Raw genomic sequence first — 25479 nt, 5'->3', positions numbered from 1 at the left:
TTATCTTATAAAAGTTACTTTAGTAATTTTATTGTTTACTACTTCGTAAATAGCAATGGCACTATGATTTTCTCCATTAATGGTTAAAAATTCTTTATCTATAACTGTATTGCCCATCACAATTCTATTTTTAATTTGACAATGTAGATCAGGAGTATTTTTAAAGAAACCGGCATACTGTTTTTTCATTTTTTCTTGACCTTCATATAAAAGTTTGTTTGGGAAATCATACACTTTTACATCCTTAGCATACGTATTCATAAATCCATCAATATCCCTGTTGTTATATCTGTCTAATTGCTTTTGGACTATTTTTTCGGCATTTTTTTCGATATCATCGTTAGCGTTTTCTTGCGGTCTTATAAAAGTTACTTTAGCAATTTTTCCATTTTCTACTTCATAGATGGGAGCTACTTTTACATTTTTATCTTTGTAGGTAACATATTCTTCATCGATCACTTTATTTTGATATACGATACGTTGTTTTATTTCACAATTCAAATTAGGTTCTTCTTTGAATTTTTTTTCATAATAAGGATGCATAGCTTCCTTATTTTCATACCGAGGAGTATTAGGAAAGGTATAAATAGAAGTTTCTTTAGTATAAGTAGCCATAAAAGCTTCAATATCACGAGAGTTGTATGCTTCTATTTGTTTTTGCACAATATGCTCAGGAGAAATTTCAGATACTACCGTGAGCTTATTTCCATTGCTGTTTGTTGCCATTCTTGAAATGTTTCCGATTTCATTATCCATAAAAGTATAAAAAGTACTCCATCCTGAATCTGTTTTTGGAGTAAATTTGAATATCCTGTTTCCTTTTCCCATTAAGATAGTGCCATCTGGTAGCCAACACATATCTTCTGCTTTGGGAATTGTATGTATAATCGTCTTTGTAGACTTTGCAACAGGGTCTAAAGATTTAATTTCCCAAATTTCATTTTCTTTACTAATGTAGCTAATCAAATTTGAATTTGGAATTTTATGTAGCGACCTGCCAACTTGTTTTTGAATGGTATCGTTTGTATTGTTGTTTAAGTTAGATATTACTAATGATAACCCATCCTTTTCCAGAACCGAAGAAATAACTATATTATTTGAAAACCAGGTATGGTATCCTACTTTTAGATCAGGTAATAGTACTTTAGAATCCCCTGTTTTATAATTGTACCTATAGAGTAATTGTTTGCCGTCTTTGTCAAGACGAATGGCAGAAATATCATTTGTATCAGGGATTTTTACAGGAGAGTACTCGCTTCCGGTTTTAGTATTTGTAATCCAGTTTAATTTTGTCTGTTGGATATTATATGCGGCTATATCTGTTTGGTTGTTTCTGGTAGAGGAAAATAAAACGATAGAGTCCCCTATAATGTATGGTTGATTATCATACCCATTGTTATTAGATATATTTTTTTTATTAAGCAGGATCTGTTTTTTTCCTTCTTTAAGGATATCAAAAAGATATATTTCTGTATTGGTTTGCGCTAGAGAAGTAAAGGTTATTAGAGTAATTAAAAAAACTAAAATATTTTTCATTGTTTTTATTTTCTAAAGTACAAGGAAATATAGATTTTATTCTTAAGTAAATGTTAATGTGATATTTGTTTTTATACTGTGGTATTATAAAAAATGAAAAACCCAGAGAGTTACCTCTGGGTTTTCGCAAGTTGAGTTAGAAAGGCTATTGTGGGGAACAATAGTTTTTTGTCTGTTTATGGTTACTTTATGAATTTAAAATGTAATTTCATAAAGTCTTCTTAAGAGTTACATTAATTTCCAAAGAAAAGACCATAAATTCTTAAAGTAGGATTCTCTAAACTGGTAAATGAAGCTGAAGTATTTGTAAAATTGCTAGTATTAGTTTCAAAACGTCCATGGTTTTCAAAGTACAATCCATTAGAACTTGCAAAAAAATCAAGCATTGGCTGTACTTTAGCTTCATAATAATTACCATTGCCATTTCCTGTTCCTAAATAGGTTAGATATAAAATTTTATCTCTTATAATGGCTCCAAACCGATAATTGGCCCAAAAGCCAGTATTTGTATTATTACCACGCATATTAATCCAAAGGTTGATAATTCCCGGATTACCAGTTCCTGTTGTGTTCGTATTTTCTAATTGTATTTCAAATCTATTGTAACTCTCATCATCAGGTATTAGGTTATTATTAACTTGTTCTATTAGATTGTTGAAGCCTAAAGACGTACGAGGACTTGTCCCCCATGAAACACGGTGTGAGAATGTTCTAAATCCAACAGTTGTTAATTTATCAATATCATCACGAATAAATGGAGGTTGATTAATAAAACCAATTATTGCTTTATTTCCACCTACTACAGAAACATAAGATCCCGATGTGGTGTCAAAAATAAAGTTTTCATAAGTATTTCCTCCAATTTCTATTGCGGGGCTTACTACAAGCCCTTCTGTAGTATAAGCTATTCCATAAGAAACTTCTTTAATACTACCATCTGATTGATTTTGGGATTTAGCATAAAGACGCAAGCTATCGTAATCAAACGTATATACTGTTTTATTACCTGAAGCATCTTCAATGGTTAAGGCTTGATAAACTGAAGTAGTTGATGTAGGTAAAAGGCTTGATCTTCTCCCTAAAGTAATATTAACGTTGTCCCATTCTGCTGCTGTTACTGGTTCGAAAACTATAATAGCATCGTGTCGAGGTTCTTTAAATATAATTTTTCCACCTTCATTTTTAATGTATTGGAAATTTGAGTTTCCTTCAAATCCAGATCCGATAAGACCAGGGGTGTTACTATCTGATACTTTATGGATGTGATTACGTGTAGAAAAAAACAATTCTGTGGTAGACCCCATCTTTATTTCGTATTTACTAGAAGTAATTGCAGTTTCAATATCAACATCAGAGGTCATATCTACAGTGCCATTACTATTAAATTTCATATAAAAAGTAAATCCACCATATTTATCATTTTTAGTGAAATAAACAGCTTTATATCCATCAGGAGATGTTAGAAGTAAATTTTGAAGCTCTGTTATGCGTCCTTCAATTCTACTACTAGGTGTTCCTTCAAATAATACTTCATTGTCATCATTACTACAAGAGAAAAAAACTAGTAGCAATGACCAAAACCATATTTTATTTAATGCTTTTATAACCATTTTTTCTTTATTTTATTAATTAACAATGTCTAAAGTATTTTGATTTACTAACTCTTGCAGTTCATATATATCTATATTAAATTCATCGTTAAAATATTTAACAACAAATTGTTCTTTTGTTCTTATAAAAGCTTTGCCTTCAGCACTTGTAATACCATCAACAATGGCATCAAATTCAGTTTTTGAAGTTGTTAACATAGTAGCTACCATTTCTGCAAAATCTTCAGTGTCAGAACTAGATGCATAATCGGTAATATATCCTAGTTCTCTTGCTTGAGCAATACTTCTGTTAAACCATTGAGCAGTATAATTTTGAGGATTTACCTGTCCATAGTCAGGATCAAACGGTTTTGTTTGATTTAAAATGTGCGCATATTCATGTTGGATAGTTTTAAAGTATCTTCTTGTAAGAGCAAGATTTGTTAAATCTAATTGATCTACATTAAACAATGTGATTTTAGTTCCTGCTTCTGCAATACCCAGAGTAATTGTTCCGGTCTGATTATAATTAAAACCACCAATTAGAGTGAACTGTCTTGGTGAAATAAATTTAATAAAATTATCTCCTCCTAAAGTTGTATAAGGATCAATCCATACAGCTTTAACAACTTCTAATAGAGGTTGTACATTTTCTTCTGTTGGAGGGTATAAATATCGATTTAAGTCTATCTCATTTTCATTCCACTTATATTGGATATCTATATTATACGGATCAACAAAATTTTCTTTTATCCAAGAATCCAGACTAGATAATTCTGGAGCTTGTGTACTGATTTGAGAAGATCCAACACTATCACCTTTGTCGCAACTTATAACTATTACTATGATTGCAACTATGGTTATCCATTTTACTATTTTTTTCATAATCATATATTCTTAAAATTATTTAATATTATCTAGGATTTGGTTGCAAACCAAAGCTTTGAGCATCTACAGGAATCTGTAATTGTTTTCTGTTATCCGTTTTAGTAAGAGTGCTTTTATTGTCAAAGAAATCTTCATGAACGACTGATAGATTAAATCTTCTAATGTCAAACCAACGTAATCCTTCATTCTGAAATTCTCTTCTTCTGTATTCTGATATACCATTTATTAGGGCAAGTTTTTCTGCTTCAATAGTATAAAAAGGAGTATAAATACCTTCTGCAACAGAATGTATGGTATTAAGTTGATCTAATGTCAATACATCGGTAGAAGCATCATAATTTCTCACTTTTTTTGATAAAAACACATTAATATCATTTACAGCATTATCCATTTGACCAAGCATAGTGTATGCTTCTGCTCTATTTAATAAAACTTCATCTGTAGTTAATAGTACAGAATTAAGAAAAGCAAATCCAATATTAGCTGCTGCATTAGTTGTTCTGAAATATTCAACATATTTAGGAAGGTTAAGAAATAAGTCATTACCAAATACACGGTAACCCCATCCTTTACCATTAACCTGAGATCCATTAAAGAAAAGATTGGTAGCCAAGTCTGATGATAACTGATATCTGGAACCAGAATAATTTCTTGCATATAGTGAATTTCCTGATACAATTAATAGGTTTGCAACTTCTGTTGTTGAAGAATACTCATTACCGATCTGAGCAAAAGTTAAACTTCTGTATTTACCATTCCAGTCTCTTAAAAGATCTGCTGGGGCATCACCTAATACCTCATTACTATGTTTTACCACTTTCTCCCAGTCTCCTTTATATAAATAAAATCTAGAAGCAAAAGCATTTGCTGCTTTTTTTGTAAAGTGAAATTTAGGGATTTTATAAGCATTAGTAACCAAAGGTAATCCTGCTTCGATATCAGCTTCTATTTTTTCATAAACCTCTTTTACAGTTCCTCTTTTATAGTCTTTAATTACTATGTTTTCTGGTTCTATAACATAAGGGATTCCCAAATCAGATCCTGCTGTTGCAGGGTCATACGTTTTGGACCAGATATTCACTAGCATAAAATGAGCATATGCTCTAGCTATTAAAGCTTCTCCTTTTAAATGATTAAACTCACTACCACCTCCTAAATCTTCGATAGCCTGTAAAGCATGATTAGCTTGTGATATGGCTTCATAGCACTCATTCCAATAATCGGTAGGAAAATCTGTATCGTTATCATTTACATCTCTCCAAAAATACATTTCTGTATTTACTCTTCGTTCATTTGCTGTAGGGCCTTTATCATCTGCATTATCGGTCATTGGGGCTAAAAAAGGCGCATAGGTACCTGCTGGATAAGCAAGTGTAATTAATTCTGCAATTTTTTCAGCAGTATCAATTTGTGTTCTATTATCTGGTATTTCATCTAATGAATCCTCACAAGAAGATATTATAAATAATGTTAATAGACTTATACCAATTAATTTGATGTTTGTTTTCATAATCATTTCTTTTTAAAATCCAAGATTTAATGATACAGTATATTGTTTAGCAATTGGGTAAGCAACACCTCCCGCTCTAAAGAATTCAGGATCCTGACCTTTTAATGCGTCATCAGAATAAATCAAGAATGGATTTGTTGACTGAAACGTCATTTTTAGATTTGATAACCCAATTCTATCAATAGCAGTTTTTGGAAAAGTATAGGATAAAGAAATGTTTTTCATTCTTATAAAATCCCCATCAGCAATTCTTTCTGTAGAGAAATTATATGCATTATATGCTCTCCCAATTTGATTAATTCCAACTTCATTTGCCAATCTTCTTGACGGTATAACTGGGATGTTTGTAGTGTTTTCATCTCCAGGGGATAGCCATCTATTCGCAAATTCTGTAGGGAAAACAGATAAATCATTATAAGTAGATGAATAGTAAGGATCTAATCTGATTTTGTTTCCAGCAGAGAATGTAACGAAGAAACTTAAATCCCAATTCTGATAAGTGAAATTGTTAGCAAGTCCACCTGTTAAGTTTGGCTCAACAGATCCTTCAAACTTAAGATATTCCTGAATGTCTTCTACTTCTTGGAAATCAACACCAGAAACTGGATCTCTATCATCATTAAAAACATAAGTTGGTAACCCTCTATCATCTAGTTTGTCAAACTGAAACGAAAATAAAGATCCTCTTGGAAAACCAATAGCATTACCTCCTGTGCTTGATACTAAATCAAATACATTTGGTTTTTGTTCTAATTCAGTAATTTCCTGTTCAAAATAAGCAACATTAAGAGTTGTTTCCCACTTGAAATTAGGAGTAATAATGTTCTGAGTATTTAGCTGGAATTCTATACCATTAGTATTCATAGAGGCGTTGTTGGCAAGTTTAATTGATTGCCCGCCAATTCCTGAAGTTCTGATTTCATCAATTAGGTCTTCACCTTTTCTAAAATATACATCCGTAACCAAAGAAATTCTATTGTTAAAGAAACCAGCTTCTAAACCAAGGTTAAGCTCGAATGTCTTTTCCCAAGTTAATTCTGTGTTTTGTAAAGCATCTATATTTATTGCATTTTCACGTGTATTAGGATTTAAACGATCCGTAACTACATTTTTGAAAACGGCTAAGTTATTACTAACATTATCGGCAAGTAATCCAACAAGTCCATAACTAGGTCTAAAAGCAAGTTTTGAAATCCAATCTATTTTTTGAATAACAGGTTCTTGATCAATATTCCATTTAGCACCAATATTATAAGTAGGTAGCCATCTAGCACTAGATGATTTACCAGCTCTGTTTGACCCTTCATAGTTACCTGTAAGATTTAAAACGTACTTTTCATTAAAAGAATATGTTGCTGTAGCAAAGAAAGTAGCTCCTCTTTCTCTGGTCTGTTCTAAACCAAAATAGTTACCACCGTCTAATATTACTTTATCAATTATATTAGGATTTGTAAATGGGGTACCGCCTTTATCGAACTGATAACCAAATCCACGACTAAGGCTTTCTTCTCTGTTGGTAAATCTAAATTCTTGTCCTAGATATACTCTAATATCACTTTTTTCGGTTATATTTTTTGTATAATCTAGTGTGTTTCTGAAATTGTAAGAGATGATCTTATTGTCTCTTCTGGTATAAATACCCCCATAAGGTAATACTACCTGCGGTCTTGCATTAGGTTGATCAGGGTCTTGAAATAGAAAAGTGTTGGCATCCTCTACAATTGTAGTTTCATTAGCTCTGTATGCAGCTGCAACGTTAGAATTTTCTGTTGCTTTATGCTCATTTGCAGAAGTTGCATATCTTGATGTACCTAAAAAGTTATACTTTAGATTGTCATTGATTTTGGCTTCAAACTCTCCTTGAATTTTTAAATCAAGTACTGTTAATTCTGTAGTATTATTTTCAATTTCATTTATGATATTAAACGGAGCCCAGTTATATCTGAAAAATTCAAGATTCCCATCATTATCTCTTGGCCTAAGGGCACGACTCGTATTAAGTGCATAACTGAATGGGTTAATGTCAAAATCTCTATCAAACCCACCATTTACAACATCAGACAACCTGTCAAATGCACCTGGTGCATTTTGATCTCTATATGATCCCTGTACCAAAGTAGTTACTTTATATCTGTTTCCAAGATAATATGTGTTTCTGATGTTTCCAGTAAGTCTTCTTACACGATCGGCAATGGTCCATCCTGGATCAGTAAAATATCCGATAGAAGAATAATGAGAAGAACTTTCACCACCTCCTGAAAAACTTATGGAGTGATTTTGAGTTAAGCTTTCTCTAAATAATGTTTTAAACCAATCTGTATTGGCTAACTCATATTGTTGTAAAAATTGAGATTTAGCTTGAGAAGTATTGGCAAGTAGAAAAGAGTTAGTTTCTGGATTAAAAGTATTAATCGCTCTATACATTTGATTATATACACCCCCAAATCTTCCTTGTAAACTGGATGCAAGACTTAAATATCCTTTAGATTCTAGTTCTCTGTAAATAGAAACGGTTTCCTGAGAATTTAGTAAATCAAATTGCCCATAGGTTGGTCGTGACCTTACAGAATATTCGGCAGAGTAGCTAACAGTTGTTTTTTCATTTCTCTTCCCTGATTTTGTAGTGATTACCACAACACCATTTAATGCCCGAGCTCCATATAATGCAGTTGCAGATGCATCTTTTAATATTTCTATGCTTGCAATATCAGAACCATTTAATCCAGCAACTGCGGAACTTAATAATGTACTTGAATCTCCTGATACTAGATCATTTAAAGATACATTTACTATTTCTTCCTGAATAGCGCCATCTATAATCCAAATTGGTTTTGTATCTCCAAGAATAGACGATGATCCCCTGATTGTTATTCTTGGTGTAGCACCAAAAGTACCAGTAACGTTTTGTATTGTAACACCCGCTGCTCGTCCTTCTAAAGATCTAGAAATATCTGGTACACCTTCTAGTTTAATCTCTTCAGCTTTTAGAGATTGAGAAGCACCAGTGAAAAATTTCTTTTGAATGTTTTGATACCCAGTTATCACTATTTCTTCAAGATCTTCAATATTTTGAGTTAATACTATATTGAAATCATTTTTGCTTTTATCTTTGATAGTAATAGTTTGTGTTTCAAAACCAAGACTTTCTATTTTAAGAACATCTGCTACAGAAACCCGCATGTTAAAATTACCATCAAAATCGGTAACTACACCTTTTGTTGTACCCTGTATAGATACAGTAGCACCAGGAATAGGTAGTCCGTTTTTATCTACAACTTGTCCTTTAATCTCAATACCTTCTTGTGGTTTTACAAGAGCAGTTTGAGGTTGCTTTTTAATAGGAATAGTATAATTAGTATCGATAGGTTTTTTTATTAATACAATTTGTTTATCTACTATTTTATAGGAAACATCCGTGTTTTTAAAAATTTTATCTAAAATATATTCTACTCTCTTGTTAGAAACCTTAAGAGATATTTTTCGCTGAGTATTTACCTCGGCACCTTTAAAAAACACCTTGAATTCTGTTTTTTTCTGAATTAAATCAAACACTTTTTCGATTGTAAAATCTTTTACATCCAAGGTTATCTTAGTGTTTTGAGAATAAGTATTTGCATTTATTCTAAATAGAGACAAAATAATAAGTAGTATCGTGAGCCTCATTTTTAAATTAAATATTAATTTTACCGCACCATTTGTACGGTTCTGTCTATTTTTTTTCATATTTTTAATATGATTTAATGATTGAACCATTGTTAAATTACGCTTACTCTAAAATCGGGAGATGTTGCAGCATTTCTCGATTTTTATTCTTATAGTTATTCTATAACCATTCTTTTTTGATTTTTAAGGGTTAATAATTATTTCATTTTCTTTGATATTAAAGTTAAAGAAAGTGTTGCTTTTAAATGTTTTTAGCACATCTTCTATACCCTCTATATCGAACCGACCTGTGAACTTTTCCGTTTTTATTTTTTGATAATTGATGATTATTTTTTTGTCATAAGCTCTTTCCAGTTTTTTCATAATATTTTCAAAACTCTCGTTTTTAAATAATAATACTCCATCTACCCAGGCTATATAATTTTCTGTTTTTACTTCAGAAATCGCTAAGTCTTTATTTGATTTTAAAAGGCTGGCTTTTTGATTAGGTTTAAGAAAAGTATCATTTTTCTTATCAAACCTCTTCTTATCTTTAAAGACCCCAACACTACCCTCTACAAGAACAACTTCAGAAAAAGGATCATTTGCATAAGAGGAAACATTAAACTTTGTTCCAAAAACTTCTGTCTTAATTCCATTGGTAGATACAATAAACGGATCTTTTTCATTTCTAGTGACTTCAAAGTATGCCTCCCCGGATAATTCAACTTCACGAACTCTTCCAGAAATGAACTGTGTAGGGAATTTTAATGTAGAACCAGCGTTTACATGAACAATTGTGCCATCAGACAATACCAATTGAAATTTTTTACCGTAAGGAACTTTTAAAGTATTGATACTTAATTTTGTTTTGGCTAAACTATCTTTTTCATTTTTGTAAACGATTTTGTTTTTTTTCTGAACTCCTAAAACAACTCCGTTTTCATTCTTGATCTCTTTAAATAAATCATTTTCTTTAATGGTTTCCATACTTCCATTGTCTTGTTGCAATGTAACCTCATTAATAATTTGATTATTGTCTAATAAAATATTGTTATAAAAATATAAAGAGGTGCTAATTAAAATCCCCACAAAAACAGCTGCATATTTTAAGTAATTATTACGTTTATTTTTATGAGTATTAGTAATGGTTTTTGTATTTTGTATTTGCTCGTGAAGTAACAAGGATGCTTTTTGATAATCAAAATCTTTTTTGCTTAATTGAATATAATGATCCGTAATGGTATACTCTTTTAACAGGTCTAGATTTTTTTTATCTTTAAGAAGTTTCTCAAACTCGATTTTTTCGAGTTGAGACATCTCATTATTTATGTATTTTAGTATTTGATCTGTATCCAAACCTTTATTTTTTATTTTGAATTATTGGCTTATTTATAGGTAAGACTTAAAAAAAATGAAATACCCTTACACTAGAGAGTGTTTTTTTTATTATTTATGCAAAGTTTGTGTTAATTATTATAGGATAGAGTTTAAAAATGAGTTAAAAAAAGGTTGCTATAAAGAATACTACCCAAATAGAAGAACTTAAAAAAGGAAACGAATTTGTATATAGGTATTTATATGAAATGCACTATAACGAGTTGTGTAGCTATGTCTTTACTTTATCCAGAGATAAACTGCTGGCAGAAGATATAGTTCAAAATGTTATGCTTAAGATTTGGAAAAACAGAGAAAAATTGAATATTACTACCTCTGTAAAAAATTACCTGTACAAATCTTGTTATAATGAATTGATAGACACATATAAAAAAAACAAAAAAGAGTTTAATTATATACAACAAGTTCAAAAAGAAGCTTTAGATGTTTTTATAGAAGAAGATGAAGATTTTGTTGCTTCTCAAATCAATCGCGTCCAGGTAGAAATTGATAAGCTTCCTCCCAAATGCAAAGAGATTTTTTTACTTAATAAAATTCAGGGGTTTAAGTATCGGGAAGTAGCAGAACAGTTGGATATATCTGTTAAAACTGTAGAAGCACAGATGTCAAAAGCCATGTCTAGAATTAAAGAAGCATTAGAAAAAGCATAACTTCTTGAGAAATTAAAATTTACTTCGTAAAGCATATACACCTAAAATAGGACCTATACATAAAATTATGTAAACTAAGGGATTATCAAATATTTCTGTTAAAAAAGAGAGAAGCTGAATACTTATAATAGTTATAGCAAATCCAATACAATTAACTATGGTTAATGCAGTACCTCTTAGTTCTGGAGGAGCAGAAGCGGCTACCATGGTAGAAAACTGAGGAGAATCTGAAATTACAAGCATACCCCATATACACAATGAAGCCAGAAACAATTCAGGAGGCAATTGAAAAAGCAGGGGAGAAATAAGACAAAATAATCCAGAAATTAATAACGAATTGTACGCTATTTTTTTACTTCCTGTTTTTAAAGAAATCAATCCGCCAAGTATACAAGAAACTACTCCGCCAGCTATTATAATAAATGACCAGAAAGAAATTTGAAGCTCTATAAATTGGTTATTTGCATAGGTTTTAAGCATTAAAGGAACAAATCCCCAAAAGGCATATAGCTCCCACATGTGACCAAAATATCCAAAGGCAGCCTTTTTAAAACTAGATATATTAAAAAGCTGGGTTACGATACCAAGTTGAAATTTTGAAATTAATTTTCTGTAAGGACCATCAGGAACCAAAAGCCACATGGTTAAACCACCTGTAAATGCTAATACAGATGTGCTTATGATAACAGCTCTATAATCACTACTCCAGGAAAACTCATTTATTAGGTGAGGAAATGCAGTTCCTAAAACTAAAGCCCCAACCAGATAACCCAACGCTTTTCCTAAACCATCTTTATAATAATCTGAAGCTATTTTCATACCAATAGGGTATATTCCTGCCAGAAAAAAACCAGTGCCAAATCTGGCAGTCAATAAGTTAAATACGGTTATGTCGGGAATCAACAAAAATAAATTAGATAATCCACCCAAAAAAGCACAAATCATAAATATCCTGGATGGAGAAAACCGATCGGCAAGTGAGGATAAAGCAAAAGTAAGCGTACCTGTTATAAAACCAAATTGTACAAACGATAAAAGATACCCAAGTATATTAAAACCAACATTAAATTGAGAAGCGAGATCATCAATTACCGCATTGCCTGCAAACCAAAGTGATGTGCAAAAAAATTGCGAAATAATGATTACAGGTAATATGTAAAATTTAGGCTTCAATAGGTTATTCTTTTAAGATTATAGTACCAAAAACATCTGCATTAATGCCTGCTAAATTTTTTTCTTCTCCGGGAATAAAAACAGAGCCAATATAATTTTCTCTTTCATTACTGCCATCATTATCATTATAAGCAATAGCAAACCCCATTTTTTGATCTTTTTTTAGTATAAGAGGGTCATTTATTTTTTCTTCGGTATACGTATCATCATAAATAACAACTTCAAACTCCCATACCGATACATCATCATTGGTTTTTCTTTTAGAATTTACATGATTGTTAAGCAGTATAGGTTTTTTATTTTTGTCTGAGTCTACTACATTACCATCTAGAGCGATGTGATAAGCAAATGCATTGTTAGAGTATTGGTGGTTTCCGCCAGAATTATCTGCATCAATAAATATATCTATGCAATCATCGTCCCACCATAATTTTAAAGGATCTTTATATTGATCGTATAAAACATCATCTTTAATTTCAACAAGTATATATAAAGCTTCAGGAGTCCAGGTTATTTTATATCTCCCAAAAAAATCATTAAAAGTATAGGCTTCTCCTAACCATTTTTGATCAAAACTATACCAAATAGCTTCTTTCCATGCAGGATCGTTCATTTCACCATCAAGTTTAGGTACAATTATCGCCTGATGGATTTCTCTAATCTGATGATCCACTTTTTTAATAGGCACTACTGCTTTTGTATCAGAAATTGCAAGTAGGTTTTGTGTAAATGGAGGTTGATTTTTTTTACAACTGAAAGTAATACATAATAAAACACAAAAAAAAGATATTCTTTTCATAGGTAAGATGTAATCTTATAATCCAGATAAAAGTAAGGAACATAATTTAGAAATAAGATATAGAGGGTAAATAACTAATTGATATTTATTAAACTCATCTTGACTTTTTCTATTTCCTAAAAAAATGGCTGAAATTTACCCATATTTCGTTACTTTTCTTACCCGTAGCGCTGCTATGGCTTTCAAAAAGTGCCTCATCTGGTCAAATTTCAACTCATTTTCGGTTAAAAACAAAAAGTTAAGATGAGTTCATTATTATAATTAATAATTTCTGGGGTAAATCCAAAATAACTGTTTCTTGATCTACTGTATAGAATATCTCGTTAAAGGAGGCTTGGATTGAAGAAAAAATATTTTTAGAAGTGTATTTTAAACTAAGGAACAATTTTTTTTACAGCATAATAAATTTCATACTTCATTATAGAATGAAATGAATAAAAACGATCTGTTTTACTTTTACAATAAGAAAATCAAAAAAACATTCAAAATCCATAGAAATCTAAATGAAGCATTCAGCAAAAATATTTTGGAAGAAACAAAAGCAGGAAATATTTAAAGATGGAAAATATAGCAGAGTACATAAGTGGTTTTTTGATGGAGGGATAGAATTGGCAGCTTCTTCTTCTCCAGAAATTGTTCCTGTTCCTATGTCTAATGCCTCTGCGGTAGATCCAGAAGAAGCTTTTTTAGCATCTGTTTCGAGTTGCCACATGTTGTTTTTTCTTTCTATTGCGGCACATAAAAATTATAGTGTCGAGTCGTATACAGATACCGTTATAGGGACTACAGGTCAAAACAAAAAAGGAAAAATGGCAATTCACCAAATTATATTAAATCCAAAGGTTGTTTTTTCAAGCTTAGAAATACCTTCTTCAGATCAAATAGAAAAAATGCATCACGTAGCTCATTCCAGATGTTATATAGCAAATTCGATACAATCAAAAATTAGTATACATCCAATAATTAAATAAATATATTTTAAAGTATGAAAGATTTAGAAATACAATTAGAAAACCATCCCGGAGCTTTAGCAAAAATGGGAGAGGTATTAGCAAGTGCCCGGATAAGTGTTGAGGGAGGAGGTGCATGGATAGCTGGTGACTCGGGAACAGCTCACTTTCTTTTTGAAGATGCAGCTAAAGCAAGAAAGGTTTTAGAAAATAACAATATTAAAGTTATAAAAGAAAATAAAATATTGATACAACGATTAAAACAGGACCAACCAGGGCAATTAGGAAAAATAACTCGTATCATGCAACAGGCAGGGATTAATATACAAGTTTTATATAGCGATCATGATAACCAATTAATACTTGTGGTAGATGATTATGAAAAAGGGAAAGTTGTTTCTGATAATTGGAGTAAAGGAATATATAACTAATATCTGATCGGAAATACAGCAAAACCAAATTGGATTCTTTTTGCAAAATTTATGCTTTTTTAGTTATTTGATAATAAAGTATTTACTTTCAGAAATAAAATAAAAATTTTATCAAAAATCTTTCAAATCCTGAAATTCGTCTATTTCCGACCAAACACTAAATAAGAAATTTTATGAATTCTATTCAAGTTATAGTATTAAATTTTACCGAGACAAGAAGACGAAGTATTAAACTATGGAAAAAAATACCAAAAGATTATTTATACTGGAAACCGGATAAAGATGCATTTACTAGTATCCAAATGATAAGACATGTGCTTGAAAGTGAACATTTATTTCATAAAATAATTGATAATAGAGGTAATTTGGGCGATTATATATCCCCGTGGACTGACTTAAAGTATATAGACTTAGAGTTTGAATTAGAAATGGCTGAAAAATATAGAAATAGTTTTTTACAAATGATATATGGGCTTGCAGAATCTGATCTCGAAAATATAAAGATAGAAAGAACAGAAGTAGGGCAGAGTAAAAAGCTTGGAGATTACCTTAATAGAATTGCATTTCATGAATCTGTGCATATCGGGCAGATGTTAGGATATTTAAGGACGTTAAGGATGGAATGTTCTGTAATATGGGATTAATAATAGGATAGAGAAGGAACTAAACTTACTGTGGATCATTTTGCACCTTTAGTGGAAGATCCGAAGTTACTGTGGGTCATTCTGCACCTTTAGTGGAACATCAAAAGTTGCTGTGGATGATTCTGGGGCTCTAGTGGAACATCAAAAGTTACTGTGGATCATTCTGCACCTTTAGTGGAAGATCTGAATTTACTGTGGATCATTCTGCACCTTTAGTGGAACATCAAAAGTTACTGTGGATCATTCTGCACCTTTAGTGGAACATCAAAAGTTACTGTGGATCATTCTGGGGTTCTAGTGGAAGATCTGAAGTTACTATTAATAATTCAAAGAATCTATAAGGGTTGTATATCTGTTTTTAGGTATTAATGAAGTAAAAAATATTAAATTACTTAGGTACTTTATAATAAATACTATAGGTTTAATATATGGAAGAATTTGAAATCAAATTTTCTGAAATAGCTTCTCTTTTGGGAGATAAGTCTCGTTCTGCCATGCTTTGGTGCTTACTAGATGGCAGAGCATATACAGCAATGGAACTTTCTACCTGTGCAAATGTTTCAGCACAAGCTGCGAGTAATCATCTTAAAAAGTTAATAGAAGCAAATATATTACAGGTAGAAAAACAAGGAAGGCACAGATATTATAGATATGCAAGTTCTGAAGTTGCTCAGGTTATCGAATCTATGGCAAGTTTAGTATCTGTGAGTGAAAAGGTTAAAAAAACTAAAAAACCAGAACAAAATGATATTACTTATGCCAGAACCTGTTATGATCATTTAGCAGGGGAGGTTGGTGTTAAAATTACAGATGCTTTACTTGCTAATGGAATCATAGACCTTTTTGAAAAAACATACAAAGTAACTTCCTTAGGAAAATCTTGGTTTGATTCTGTAGGTATTGATATGGATCAATTAATTTTACAAAAACGATCTTTTGCTCACCCTTGTATGGATTGGAGTGAACGTAGGCATCATATCGCGGGAGCAGTAGGAGCATCATTACTAACTATTATGATAGAAAAAGACTGGATACGTAAAATAAAAAATTCTAGAGGAGTAGTGTTTACAGCAAAAGGAAGAGCAGAGATTAAGAAATATTTGGATTTAGAAATTTAAAACTTGTCTTAGAAGAATTCTTTTATACTCTCTATAAAATAAATACAGAGGTTGAAAAACCTCTGTATTTATTTTTAACTATTGTGATTTGAAAATTTATTTCTTAATTATTTTTTTCACTATAACTTTATTATCTACTATAATTTTAACAAAATAAACTCCTTTAGGAATTTTATTTAAATCAAAACTTAATGACTCATTATCAATTATTGTTTTTTCAACAGAGAATTGTTTTCCACTTGCTGAATATATATATATTCTGGAATCATTTTGGTTTTCTACTCCTTTAATAGTCAGCTTATCTATAAATGGGACTGGGTGTATTTTAACAATGTTTTTTAAATCATTATCATTAGAACCTTTGTTGCAAAAACTTGTGAAATAAGTAAGAGTATCTTTGTTAGTGAAATTTTGGTTAGCATAAGCTATGTCATCTACACATATTTTAGCATTAGGAGCGATATTTCTCATATAAAACCCAATAACCCTTGTGTTGTTGGTATTTTTAAAATTTACAAATGCCAGGTTTTTATTATTATCACCATGTAAATAAATTAGCTTATTTTGTTTGGACAGGTCTAATTCTTTAAGAAGGTTAAATCCGCAGGTTAAAGAAGTTAAAAGGATGTTTTTAGAGATATCTAAATCGGTTAGTTTGTTAGAAGAACAAGTTAATACTTCTAAATTTGTAAGTGCAGTAATATCAATAGATGATAAAGAATTATTATTACAGCTCAATTTTTTTAAACTATTTGAGGAAGGTAATATTAAAGAAGTTATACTATTATATTCGCATCCTAAAGTTTCTAACAGTGTATTTTTTGAAACATCTAATTTAGTAATCATATTCTGATTACATAACAGATATGTTAAACTAATATTTTTGGATAGATCCAAATCTACTATTAGATTGTTATAAATTACTAAACTTTTTAGACTAGTTAATTTGGTAACATCTAGACTACTTATTTTGTTTTTGGCAGCATAAATATATTCTAAAGAAATAGTATTAGATAGGTCTAAGTTTTTGATATTATTATTATCACAAGAAAACACCTTTAAGGCAGTGTTTTTTGAAAGATCAATATTTATAATATTATTATCATTTATATGTAATGAAGTTAACTTTGTATTATTTGTGATATCAATAATAGAAAGATTATTTTGATTTAATCCTAGTCCTGTTAATGCAGTGTTTTTAGAAATATCGATTTTAGAAATATGATTCGAAGAAGCATTTATACTCGTGATATTGGTAAAAGCTTCAATCCCTGTTAAATCGTAAATATCTTTATTATATAAATTTAACCCTCCTGTAAAAGCAATGGCTTCTTGTACCTGTATTTCGGTATCTCCATTAGTGTTTATTTTTACATTATCAAGAAGAGCTTTTTTAAATTTAGCATCAGGGATATTTACAATATCTTCTTTTATACATAAATCAACAAAAGTTGTTGTTATATCAATATTTGTAAAATTTTGGTTAGCATAAGCTATGTCATCTACACATATTTTAGCATTAGGGTCAATATTTCTTAGATAAAATCCAGTAACTCCAGTGTTGTTGGTATTTTTAAAATTTACAAATGCCAGGTTTTTATTATTATCACCATGTAAATAAATTAGCTTATTTTGTTTGGACAGGTCTAATTCTTTAAGAAGGTTAAATCCGCAGGTTAAAGAAGTTAAAAGGATGTTTTTAGAGATATCTAAATCGGTTAGTTTGTTAGAAGAACAAGTTAATACTTCTAAATTTGTAAGTGCAGTAATATCAATAGATGATAAAGAATTATTATTACAGCTCAATTTTTTTAAACTATTTGAGGAAGGTAATATTAAAGAAGTTATACTATTATATTCGCATCCTAAAGTTTCTAACAGTGTATTTTTTGAAACATCTAATTTAGTAATCATATTCTGATTACATAACAGATATGTTAAACTAATATTTTTGGATAGATCCAAATCTACTATTAGATTGTTATAAATTACTAAACTTTTTAGACTAGTTAATTTGGTAACATCTAGACTACTTATTTTGTTTTTGGCAGCATAAATATATTCTAAAGAAATAGTATTAGATAGGTCTAAGTTTTTGATATTATTATTATCACAAGAAAACACCTTTAAGGCAGTGTTTTTTGAAAGATCAATATTTATAATATTATTATCATTTATATGTAATGAAGTTAACTTTGTATTATTTGTGATATCAATAATAGAAAGATTATTTTGATTTAATCCTAGTCCTGTTAATGCAGTGTTTTTAGAAATATCGATTTTAGAAATATGATTCGAAGAAGCATTTATACTCGTGATATTGGTAAAAGCTTCAATCCCTGTTAAATCGTAAATATCTTTATTATATAAATTTAACCCTCCTGTAAAAGCAATGGCTTCTTGTACCTGTATTTCGGTATCTCCATTAGTGTTTATTTTTACATTATCAAGAAGAGCTTTTTTAAATTTAGCATCAGGGATATTTACTGTTTGAGAGAAAATAGGAAATGCAAACAGTACTAAGGTTAATAAAAGATAGGTTTTTTTCATGTAGGAATTTTTTAGTGTATATAGCAAATGTACAATTATTCCTGTAGTACTTTGTTTTTTTTATAGTTATGATAAGTTTAAAACAATAGTTGAAAGGGAGGACTACAAAATGATAATAATTTGTAATGAGAAAATTTAAAAAATGAATGATAATAAAAAATGAATTTTTGAAGGGTATTTACATATAGAAATTTAAAAAACCGCCTTTACACATTAAAAGGCGGTTTCTAAATGAAATTTAAACAACTCCCTGGTTTAAAGCCTTAGGGAGGGCTATTCATAAAGTATATACTACTTTATATAGAATTATTGACCAATGAAATACCCATTTTCTTTGGCAATTTTATCTGCTATTTTAGTTCGTAAAGCAACTACGTTTGGTTGATTAGCATACTTCGTAAAACGCTTAAGACCCATTAACATCATTCTTTGCTCATCTCCTTCAGCAAAAGAAACAATTGCTTCTTTTCCTTTTTTAATAATAATATCTACAGCATTGTATAGGTATAATTGAGACATTGCAATTTGAGTTTCTTGTTTATCCTCACCAAAACGCTTTGCATTTTTTTCGGTACGTAAGATGGTAGACTCTGCCATATATATCTCAATTAATATATCGGATGCAGCAAGTAATAATTGTTGGTGATCTTCTAATTGAGGACCAAATTTTTGCACAGCAGATCCAGCAACCATTAAGAATACTTTTTTAAGTTTAGCAAGAAGTTCTTTTTCTTCAGAAAATAATACAGAATAATCTGGAGTATCAAAAGAAGGAATCCCTGTAAGTTCATCTGCAACTTTCATAGCAGGCCCTAGTAAGTCTACATGACCTTTCATTGCTTTTTTAACCAACATTCCTACAGCCAACATACGGTTGATCTCATTGGTTCCTTCATAAATACGAGAAATACGGGCATCTCTCCATGCAGATTCCATTGGGGTATCTGCAGAGAATCCCATACCACCAAATATTTGTATACCCTCATCGGTACAACTTTGTACATCTTCAGAAACGGCAACTTTAAGAATCGAACATTCGATAGCATATTCTTCTACTCCTTTAAGCTCAGCTTCCTGGTGTGTGTTTCCTTCTGCCTGGCGGATAGCAATTCTGTCTTCGATATTTTTTGCAGCTCTATAACTTGCAGATTCATCTGCATACGTATTTGTTGCCATTTCTGCGATTTTAGCTTTAATGGCTCCAAAGTTCATAATCGGAGTTTTAAACTGTATGCGCTCATTTGCGTATTTAGTAGCTTCTCCAATTACTCTACGTTGTGCATCTAAACAAGCTGCGGCAAGTTTGATACGACCTACGTTTAAAGCATTCATTGCAATTTTAAAACCATTACCTCTTTCAGATAACATATTTTCTACAGGTACTTTAGTTTCACTAAAGAACACCTGGCGAGTAGAAGAGGAGTGGATACCTAATTTTTTTTCTTCATCCCCCAGAGTAATACCGTTAGAAGGATCGTTTTCTACAATAAATCCTGTAATATTTTTATCATCTTCGATACGTGCAAAAACAATAAATAGGCTACAGAATCCTGCATTAGAAATCCACATTTTTTGACCAGAAATAGAGTAATGTTTTCCATCGTCAGAAAGAACCGCTTTTGTTTTTCCAGAATTTGCATCAGATCCTGCTCCTGGTTCTGTTAAGCAATATGCTCCAAACCACTCTCCGGTAGCTAGTTTAGGAACATATTTTTTCTTTTGCTCTTCATTACCATACAGGGTAATTGGCATGGTGCCAATACCAGTATGTGCTCCAAAAGCAGTACTAAAGGATCCGGTAGCTCCAGATATGTAATCACATACCAACATGGTAGATACAAATCCCATACCTAAACCATCATACGCTTCTGGTACAGCAACTCCTAAAAGTCCAAGTTCTCCGGCTTTACGCATACATTCTTCTGTATATGCATAATCTTTATGTTCAAATCTTTCCCAATTAGCCCATAATTCGCGATCTACAAACTCTTTGGTGCTATCTCGCATCATTTTTTGCTCCTCAGAAAAATCTTCTGGAGTAAACACATCTTCACTTTTAGTTTCTTTAACAAGGAATTGTCCTCCTCTAAGAATATCTTTGTTTTTTATTTCTGTACTCATTTTTTTATAAGATTTTAGTTTTAAATAGAAAATAGAAGAAAGAAAAAAGAAACTTTATGAGTTTAATCCATTTTGGAATCCCATCGTCATTCTCTGCCATTCTTCAATTTTTTCTTCTAGTTTTATTAATGTATAATTGTCAATATATTCTCTATGATGTGCAATCAAAAGTTGTGTTCCTAATTCGAAAGAAGAACTCAGAGAATAATCAATAAAATTATTAAATGACTTATTGGTTCTACCTGAGCCTTCAGCTATATTACTTGGTATTGAAACAGAACATCTACTTATTTGTGAACTTAAATCATATCTTTCATGCTTAGGAAAAGAGAGCAAAATATCGGATATATCATTAGCGATTTCTAATCCTAATTTCCAAATTTTTAGATTTTTATAATTGTGTCTTTTCCTCAAAATTGGATTTTCTTTGTTCTTTCTTCTAAAATCTGTTTTCTTATTTCAGGAACTCATAAATTCCCGCAGCTCCTTGTCCGGTACCTACACACATGGTTACCATTCCATATTTACCTTTCATGTCACGTTTACGCATCTCATCGAACAATTGAACAGAAAGTTTAGCACCAGTACATCCCAGAGGATGGCCCAATGCAATGGCTCCTCCATTAACATTCACAATATCCTGATTAAGACCTAACTCTCGCATTACTGCCAGAGATTGAGACGCAAAAGCTTCATTAAGTTCTATTAACTCAATATCTCCTTGTTTTAAACCTGCTTGTTTAAGGGCTTTTGGGATTGCTTTTACTGGTCCGATACCCATAATTCTTGGTTCTACACCTGCTGCTGCATAGTTTACAAGTCTTGCGATTGGTTCCAGATTTAATTCTTTAACCATTTCTTCGCTCATTACCATTACAAAGGCAGCACCATCACTCATTTGTGAGGAGTTACCGGCAGTAACGCTACCGCCTGCTTCAAATACTGGTCTAAGACTAGCCAAAGCCTCTATACTGGTTCCTGCACGAGGACCTTCGTCTTTGGTTACTGTATACGATTTGGATGCTTTTTTTCCATTTTCATCTACATATATTTGCTCTACATTTATGGGTACAATTTGATCCGCAAACTTACCTTCGGCTTGTGCTTTTAATGCTTTCATGTGGGAGTTATATGCAAACTCATCCTGATCTTCACGAGATACTTTAAATTGATGTGCTACTGCCTCGGCAGTATTACCCATCCCCCAGTAATAATCTTCGTGACCAGATTTTGCTAAATCATAGTTCAATTCGGTTTTATACCCTGTCATAGGAACAGAACTCATGCTCTCTGCACCACCAGCGATAATACAATCTGCCATACCTGCTTGTATTTTTGCAGTTGCAATACCTATAGTCTCAATCCCTGAAGAGCAAAACCGGTTAACGGTTACCCCAGGTACATCTACAGAGTTTAATCCCATAAGTGAAATTAAACGTGCCATGTTTAATCCTTGAGATCCTTCTGGCATAGCATTACCAACAATAACATCGTCGATACGGGACTTATCAAAATCCGGAAGTTCCTTCATCATATACTCGATAGTCTCGGCAGCTAATTCATCTGTTCTTTTAAATCTGAACACACCGCGGGGAGCTTTTCCTACGGCGGTTCTGTATGCTTTTACTATATATGCTGTTTTCATTGTTTTATAGTATTGAGTATTGAGATGTTAGTATTGAGATTTATAATCTTTTTTGAAATGAATAATTCATTTTCTGTATTTCAATACAAAATTCAATTACTGGTTGTACTTTTTCTTTACTTATTATATTTAATTCTATTACTAATATTAATTGTGTATGAAGTTCATAACAGGAACCATTAGCAATACTCAAAAAATGTTTAAATTCTTTATTTGAATTTCTTCCTGCACCTTCAGCTATATTTGGAAGAAACAGAAATAGAACTACGTTTTATCTGAGAAATTAATCCGTATTTTTCATTAGATGGAAGTTCTGCGGCAAGTTGGTATACAGCTTTAGCCAAGTCAATTGACTTTTTCCATATTTTTAAATCCTCAACTTTGTGCATGATTTATCTAATTACTCAATACTAAATTCTCAATACTAATTACGTAACGGTTTTCCTTTTTTAAGCATGTGTTCGATACGCTCTAAAGTTTTACGTTCTGTACAAAGGGATAAAAAAGCTTCACGTTCCAGATCCAATAAGTATTGTTCTGTAACCAGGGTGGGTTCTGATAAATCTCCACCTGCCATAACATATCCTAGCTTATTCGCAATTTTGTGATCGTGTTCAGAAATATATTTACTGGCTTCCATAGAGTCTGTTCCTACCAAAAACATTCCCAGAGCTTGTTTACCTAATACTTTTATATCTTTACGGCGTACAGGTTGTGTATATCCCTGTTCTGCCATTAACATAGCATGCGCTTTTGCGGTAGCAATCTGGCGATCTTTATTTACTACAACGATATCTTTTCCTTTTTGAAGTATATTGGTATCGTAGGCTTCATAAGCCGAAGTGGAGACTTTTGCCATACCAATGGTTAAAAAATGTTCTTGAAGCACATTAAGTTCTACATCATCTTTCTTAAAGGTGTCTGAAGCTCGTAATGCCATCTCTTTGGATCCACCACCACCAGGAATAACACCAACTCCAAACTCTACCAGTCCTATATAGGTTTCTGCGGCAGCAACAACTTTGTCTGCATGCATAGATAGTTCACAACCTCCGCCAAGTGTCATGCCATGAGGAGCAGCAATGGTAGGGATTGCAGAATAGCGCATGCGCATCATAGAATCCTGAAAGTATTTAATAGCCATATTAAGCTCGTCGTACTCTTGCTCTACAGCCATCATAAATATCATTCCGATATTTGCTCCTACAGAAAAGTTTGCAGCTTGATTACCAACGACTAGTCCTTGAAAATCTTTTTCGGCAATATCAATAGCTTTATTCAGGCCTGCTAATACATCGCCTCCAATAGTGTTCATTTTACTTTGAAACTCTACATTAAGAATCCCGTCACCAAGATCCTCTACTACAACGCCGCTATTTTTAAATACTTCTGAAGATTTACGTATATTATCTAAAATAATAAAGGCATCTTGTCCTGGTATCTTTACTTGCTCTTTTTTGGGAATATCATAAAAATAAGTTGCCCCGTTTTTAACGGTATAAAAGGAGGTCCTTCCAGAAGCAATCATGTCTTTTACCCATGCAGCAGGTTCATAGCCTTCGGTTTTCATTATTTCTATCCCTTTTTCGACACCTACAGCGTCCCATATTTGAAAAGGGCCATGCTCCCAGCCAAAACCAGCTTTCATTGCATCATCAATCTTATACAGATCGTCTGTAATTTCTGGAATACGGTTGGATACATAAGCAAATAAAGCAGATAAGTTTTTACGATAAAATTCTCCTGCTTTGTCTTTTCCGGATACAAGTACCTTAAAACGATCTACTACTTTGTCTATCGTTTTTGTCATTTCTAAAGTAGCAAAAGATGCTCTTTTGTTAGCTCTGTATTCTAAAGTATTTAGATCTAAAGAAAGAATTTCTCTTTGTCCATCTGCCCCTACATTTTTTTTATAAAATCCTTGTCCTGTTTTGCTTCCTAACCATTTGTTATCCATCATGGTACCTATAAAATCAGGAAGTTTAAATAATTCCAGGCGCTCATCATTAGAACAGTTATCGGCAATACCATTAGCTACATGTACCAGAGTGTCCAGACCAACCACATCTACTGTGCGGAAGGTTGCCGATTTTGGGCGGCCAATTACAGGTCCTGTAAGTTTATCTACTTCTTCTATGGTTAAGCCCATATCTTTTACTACATGAAATAAACTCATAATGCTAAAAATACCAATTCTGTTTCCTATAAAGGCAGGGGTATCTTTTGCTACTACAGAAGTTTTTCCAAGGTATTGTTCTCCATACCCATTAAGAAAATCCAAAACTTCCTGAGATGTGTTTGGACCAGGGATAATTTCAAATAATTTCAGATAACGCGCCGGGTTAAAGAAGTGTGTTCCACAAAAATGTTTTTGAAAATCATCACTTCTTCCTTCGCTCATAAAATGAATAGGGATACCAGAAGTGTTAGAGGTAATTAATGTACCTGGAGTTCTGTGTTTTTCCAGATTTTCAAAAACCATCTTTTTGATATCCAGTCTTTCAACAACCACTTCTATAATCCAATCTGCATTTGCAACCTTTGCAATATCATCTTCCAGATTTCCGGTAGTGATACGGTTGGCAAATTTTTGATGGTAAATAGGAGAAGGTTTAGATTTAAGAGCAGTTGTAAGGGAATCATTTACTAATCGATTACGAACTACTTTGTCCTCAAGTGTTAGTCCACTTGCTTTTTCTTTGTCGTTTAGTTCTCTGGGAACTATATCTAATAATAGCACTTCGACTCCGATATTAGCGAAATGACAGGCAATACCAGATCCCATAATTCCTGAGCCGACAACAGCAACTTTTTTAATGATTCTTTTCATTTTTT

General features: G+C 31.8%; 18 protein-coding genes and 1 pseudogene. 5 read left to right on the top strand and 14 right to left on the bottom strand.

Annotation, left to right across the window (positions count from 1 at the left end; translation table 11 throughout):
• The 6 genes from ACZIYX_RS10370 to ACZIYX_RS10345 form a co-directional block, all read right to left on the bottom strand.
• A complete protein-coding gene (locus ACZIYX_RS10370) occupies positions 1–1536 on the bottom strand; it encodes a nuclear transport factor 2 family protein (RefSeq protein ID WP_462682160.1) in 1536 nt (511 codons plus the stop codon).
• Between the two features lie 233 nt (positions 1537–1769).
• The gene (locus tag ACZIYX_RS10365; protein WP_462682159.1) at positions 1770–3146 is read right to left on the bottom strand and encodes a DUF4302 domain-containing protein; all 1377 of its coding nucleotides are present in this window, start codon (positions 3144–3146) and stop codon (positions 1770–1772) included.
• Between the two features lie 15 nt (positions 3147–3161).
• Positions 3162–4010 (bottom strand): zinc-binding metallopeptidase, encoded by an 849-nt coding sequence (locus ACZIYX_RS10360; RefSeq protein ID WP_462682158.1) that lies wholly within the window; start codon positions 4008–4010, stop codon positions 3162–3164.
• 28 nt (positions 4011–4038) lie between these two features.
• A complete protein-coding gene (locus ACZIYX_RS10355) occupies positions 4039–5523 on the bottom strand; it encodes a RagB/SusD family nutrient uptake outer membrane protein (protein WP_462682157.1) in 1485 nt (494 codons plus the stop codon).
• Positions 5524–5535: 12 nt separating this feature from the next.
• Positions 5536–9246 (bottom strand): SusC/RagA family TonB-linked outer membrane protein, encoded by a 3711-nt coding sequence (locus tag ACZIYX_RS10350; RefSeq protein ID WP_462682156.1) that lies wholly within the window; start codon positions 9244–9246, stop codon positions 5536–5538.
• 123 nt (positions 9247–9369) lie between these two features.
• On the bottom strand, positions 9370–10524 hold the full coding sequence (locus tag ACZIYX_RS10345; protein ID WP_462682155.1) for a FecR family protein: 1155 nt from the start codon (positions 10522–10524) through the stop codon (positions 9370–9372).
• A 158-nt stretch (positions 10525–10682) separates the two neighbouring features.
• Here ACZIYX_RS10345 and ACZIYX_RS10340 point away from each other — a divergent pair, with 158 nt between their 5' ends.
• On the top strand, positions 10683–11213 hold the full coding sequence (locus tag ACZIYX_RS10340) for an RNA polymerase sigma factor (RefSeq protein WP_462682191.1): 531 nt from the start codon (positions 10683–10685) through the stop codon (positions 11211–11213).
• Between the two features lie 12 nt (positions 11214–11225).
• Here the strand turns inward: ACZIYX_RS10340 and ACZIYX_RS10335 are convergent, their stop codons facing one another.
• Both ACZIYX_RS10335 and ACZIYX_RS10330 read right to left on the bottom strand, forming a co-directional pair.
• A complete protein-coding gene (locus tag ACZIYX_RS10335; RefSeq protein ID WP_462682154.1) occupies positions 11226–12386 on the bottom strand; it encodes an MFS transporter in 1161 nt (386 codons plus the stop codon).
• A gap of 4 nt (positions 12387–12390) precedes the next feature.
• Positions 12391–13185 carry a sugar-binding protein gene (locus ACZIYX_RS10330; protein ID WP_462682153.1) on the bottom strand — a complete coding sequence of 265 codons (795 nt, stop codon included), beginning with the start codon at positions 13183–13185 and terminating at the stop codon, positions 12391–12393.
• Between the two features lie 503 nt (positions 13186–13688).
• On the opposite strand from ACZIYX_RS10330, the gene ACZIYX_RS10325 reads away from it, so the two are divergent.
• From ACZIYX_RS10325 to ACZIYX_RS10310, 4 genes are all read left to right on the top strand, one after another.
• On the top strand, positions 13689–14156 hold the full coding sequence (locus ACZIYX_RS10325) for an OsmC family protein (RefSeq protein WP_462682152.1): 468 nt from the start codon (positions 13689–13691) through the stop codon (positions 14154–14156).
• A gap of 14 nt (positions 14157–14170) precedes the next feature.
• Positions 14171–14566 (top strand): amino acid-binding ACT domain-containing protein, encoded by a 396-nt coding sequence (locus tag ACZIYX_RS10320; protein ID WP_462682151.1) that lies wholly within the window; start codon positions 14171–14173, stop codon positions 14564–14566.
• Positions 14567–14739: 173 nt separating this feature from the next.
• On the top strand, positions 14740–15210 hold the full coding sequence (locus ACZIYX_RS10315; RefSeq protein ID WP_462682150.1) for a DinB family protein: 471 nt from the start codon (positions 14740–14742) through the stop codon (positions 15208–15210).
• Between the two features lie 428 nt (positions 15211–15638).
• Positions 15639–16328, top strand: a complete 690-nt coding sequence (locus ACZIYX_RS10310; protein ID WP_462682149.1) for an ArsR/SmtB family transcription factor — start codon at positions 15639–15641, stop codon at positions 16326–16328.
• 96 nt (positions 16329–16424) lie between these two features.
• Here ACZIYX_RS10310 and ACZIYX_RS10305 read toward each other — a convergent pair whose 3' ends face one another.
• From ACZIYX_RS10305 to ACZIYX_RS10280, 6 genes and pseudogenes are all read right to left on the bottom strand, one after another.
• Positions 16425–18878 (bottom strand): leucine-rich repeat domain-containing protein, encoded by a 2454-nt coding sequence (locus ACZIYX_RS10305; RefSeq protein WP_462682148.1) that lies wholly within the window; start codon positions 18876–18878, stop codon positions 16425–16427.
• A 306-nt stretch (positions 18879–19184) separates the two neighbouring features.
• Positions 19185–20999 (bottom strand): acyl-CoA dehydrogenase family protein, encoded by a 1815-nt coding sequence (locus ACZIYX_RS10300; protein ID WP_462682147.1) that lies wholly within the window; start codon positions 20997–20999, stop codon positions 19185–19187.
• Between the two features lie 54 nt (positions 21000–21053).
• A complete protein-coding gene (locus tag ACZIYX_RS10295; RefSeq protein ID WP_462682146.1) occupies positions 21054–21413 on the bottom strand; it encodes a four helix bundle protein in 360 nt (119 codons plus the stop codon).
• A 40-nt stretch (positions 21414–21453) separates the two neighbouring features.
• A complete protein-coding gene (locus ACZIYX_RS10290; protein ID WP_462682145.1) occupies positions 21454–22644 on the bottom strand; it encodes an acetyl-CoA C-acyltransferase in 1191 nt (396 codons plus the stop codon).
• 40 nt (positions 22645–22684) lie between these two features.
• A pseudogene (locus ACZIYX_RS10285) lies at positions 22685–23033 on the bottom strand (four helix bundle protein).
• Positions 23034–23068: 35 nt separating this feature from the next.
• The gene (locus ACZIYX_RS10280) at positions 23069–25474 is read right to left on the bottom strand and encodes a 3-hydroxyacyl-CoA dehydrogenase NAD-binding domain-containing protein (protein ID WP_462682144.1); all 2406 of its coding nucleotides are present in this window, start codon (positions 25472–25474) and stop codon (positions 23069–23071) included.
• Positions 25475–25479: the final 5 nt, after the last annotated feature.

The sequence above is a fragment of the Aquimarina sp. genome, assembly GCF_977115655.1.
This window is presented reverse-complemented; position numbering and strand designations above follow the sequence as displayed.

Excerpts from the sequence above, each read along its gene's own strand:
- ACZIYX_RS10310 (WP_462682149.1), top strand. The coding sequence starts at position 15,639 with ATGGAAGAATTTGAAATCAAATTTTCTGAAATAGCTTCTCTTTTGGGA.
- ACZIYX_RS10280 (WP_462682144.1), bottom strand. The coding sequence starts at position 25,474 with ATGAAAAGAATCATTAAAAAAGTTGCTGTTGTCGGCTCAGGAATTATG.
- ACZIYX_RS10355 (WP_462682157.1), bottom strand. The coding sequence starts at position 5,523 with ATGAAAACAAACATCAAATTAATTGGTATAAGTCTATTAACATTATTT.
- ACZIYX_RS10350 (WP_462682156.1), bottom strand. The coding sequence starts at position 9,246 with ATGAAAAAAAATAGACAGAACCGTACAAATGGTGCGGTAAAATTAATA.
- ACZIYX_RS10365 (WP_462682159.1), bottom strand. The coding sequence starts at position 3,146 with ATGGTTATAAAAGCATTAAATAAAATATGGTTTTGGTCATTGCTACTA.
- ACZIYX_RS10315 (WP_462682150.1), top strand. The coding sequence starts at position 14,740 with ATGAATTCTATTCAAGTTATAGTATTAAATTTTACCGAGACAAGAAGA.
- ACZIYX_RS10320 (WP_462682151.1), top strand. The coding sequence starts at position 14,171 with ATGAAAGATTTAGAAATACAATTAGAAAACCATCCCGGAGCTTTAGCA.
- ACZIYX_RS10370 (WP_462682160.1), bottom strand. The coding sequence starts at position 1,536 with ATGAAAAATATTTTAGTTTTTTTAATTACTCTAATAACCTTTACTTCT.
- ACZIYX_RS10360 (WP_462682158.1), bottom strand. The coding sequence starts at position 4,010 with ATGAAAAAAATAGTAAAATGGATAACCATAGTTGCAATCATAGTAATA.
- ACZIYX_RS10325 (WP_462682152.1), top strand. The coding sequence starts at position 13,689 with ATGAAGCATTCAGCAAAAATATTTTGGAAGAAACAAAAGCAGGAAATA.
- ACZIYX_RS10305 (WP_462682148.1), bottom strand. The coding sequence starts at position 18,878 with ATGAAAAAAACCTATCTTTTATTAACCTTAGTACTGTTTGCATTTCCT.
- ACZIYX_RS10330 (WP_462682153.1), bottom strand. The coding sequence starts at position 13,185 with ATGAAAAGAATATCTTTTTTTTGTGTTTTATTATGTATTACTTTCAGT.
- ACZIYX_RS10300 (WP_462682147.1), bottom strand. The coding sequence starts at position 20,999 with ATGAGTACAGAAATAAAAAACAAAGATATTCTTAGAGGAGGACAATTC.
- ACZIYX_RS10290 (WP_462682145.1), bottom strand. The coding sequence starts at position 22,644 with ATGAAAACAGCATATATAGTAAAAGCATACAGAACCGCCGTAGGAAAA.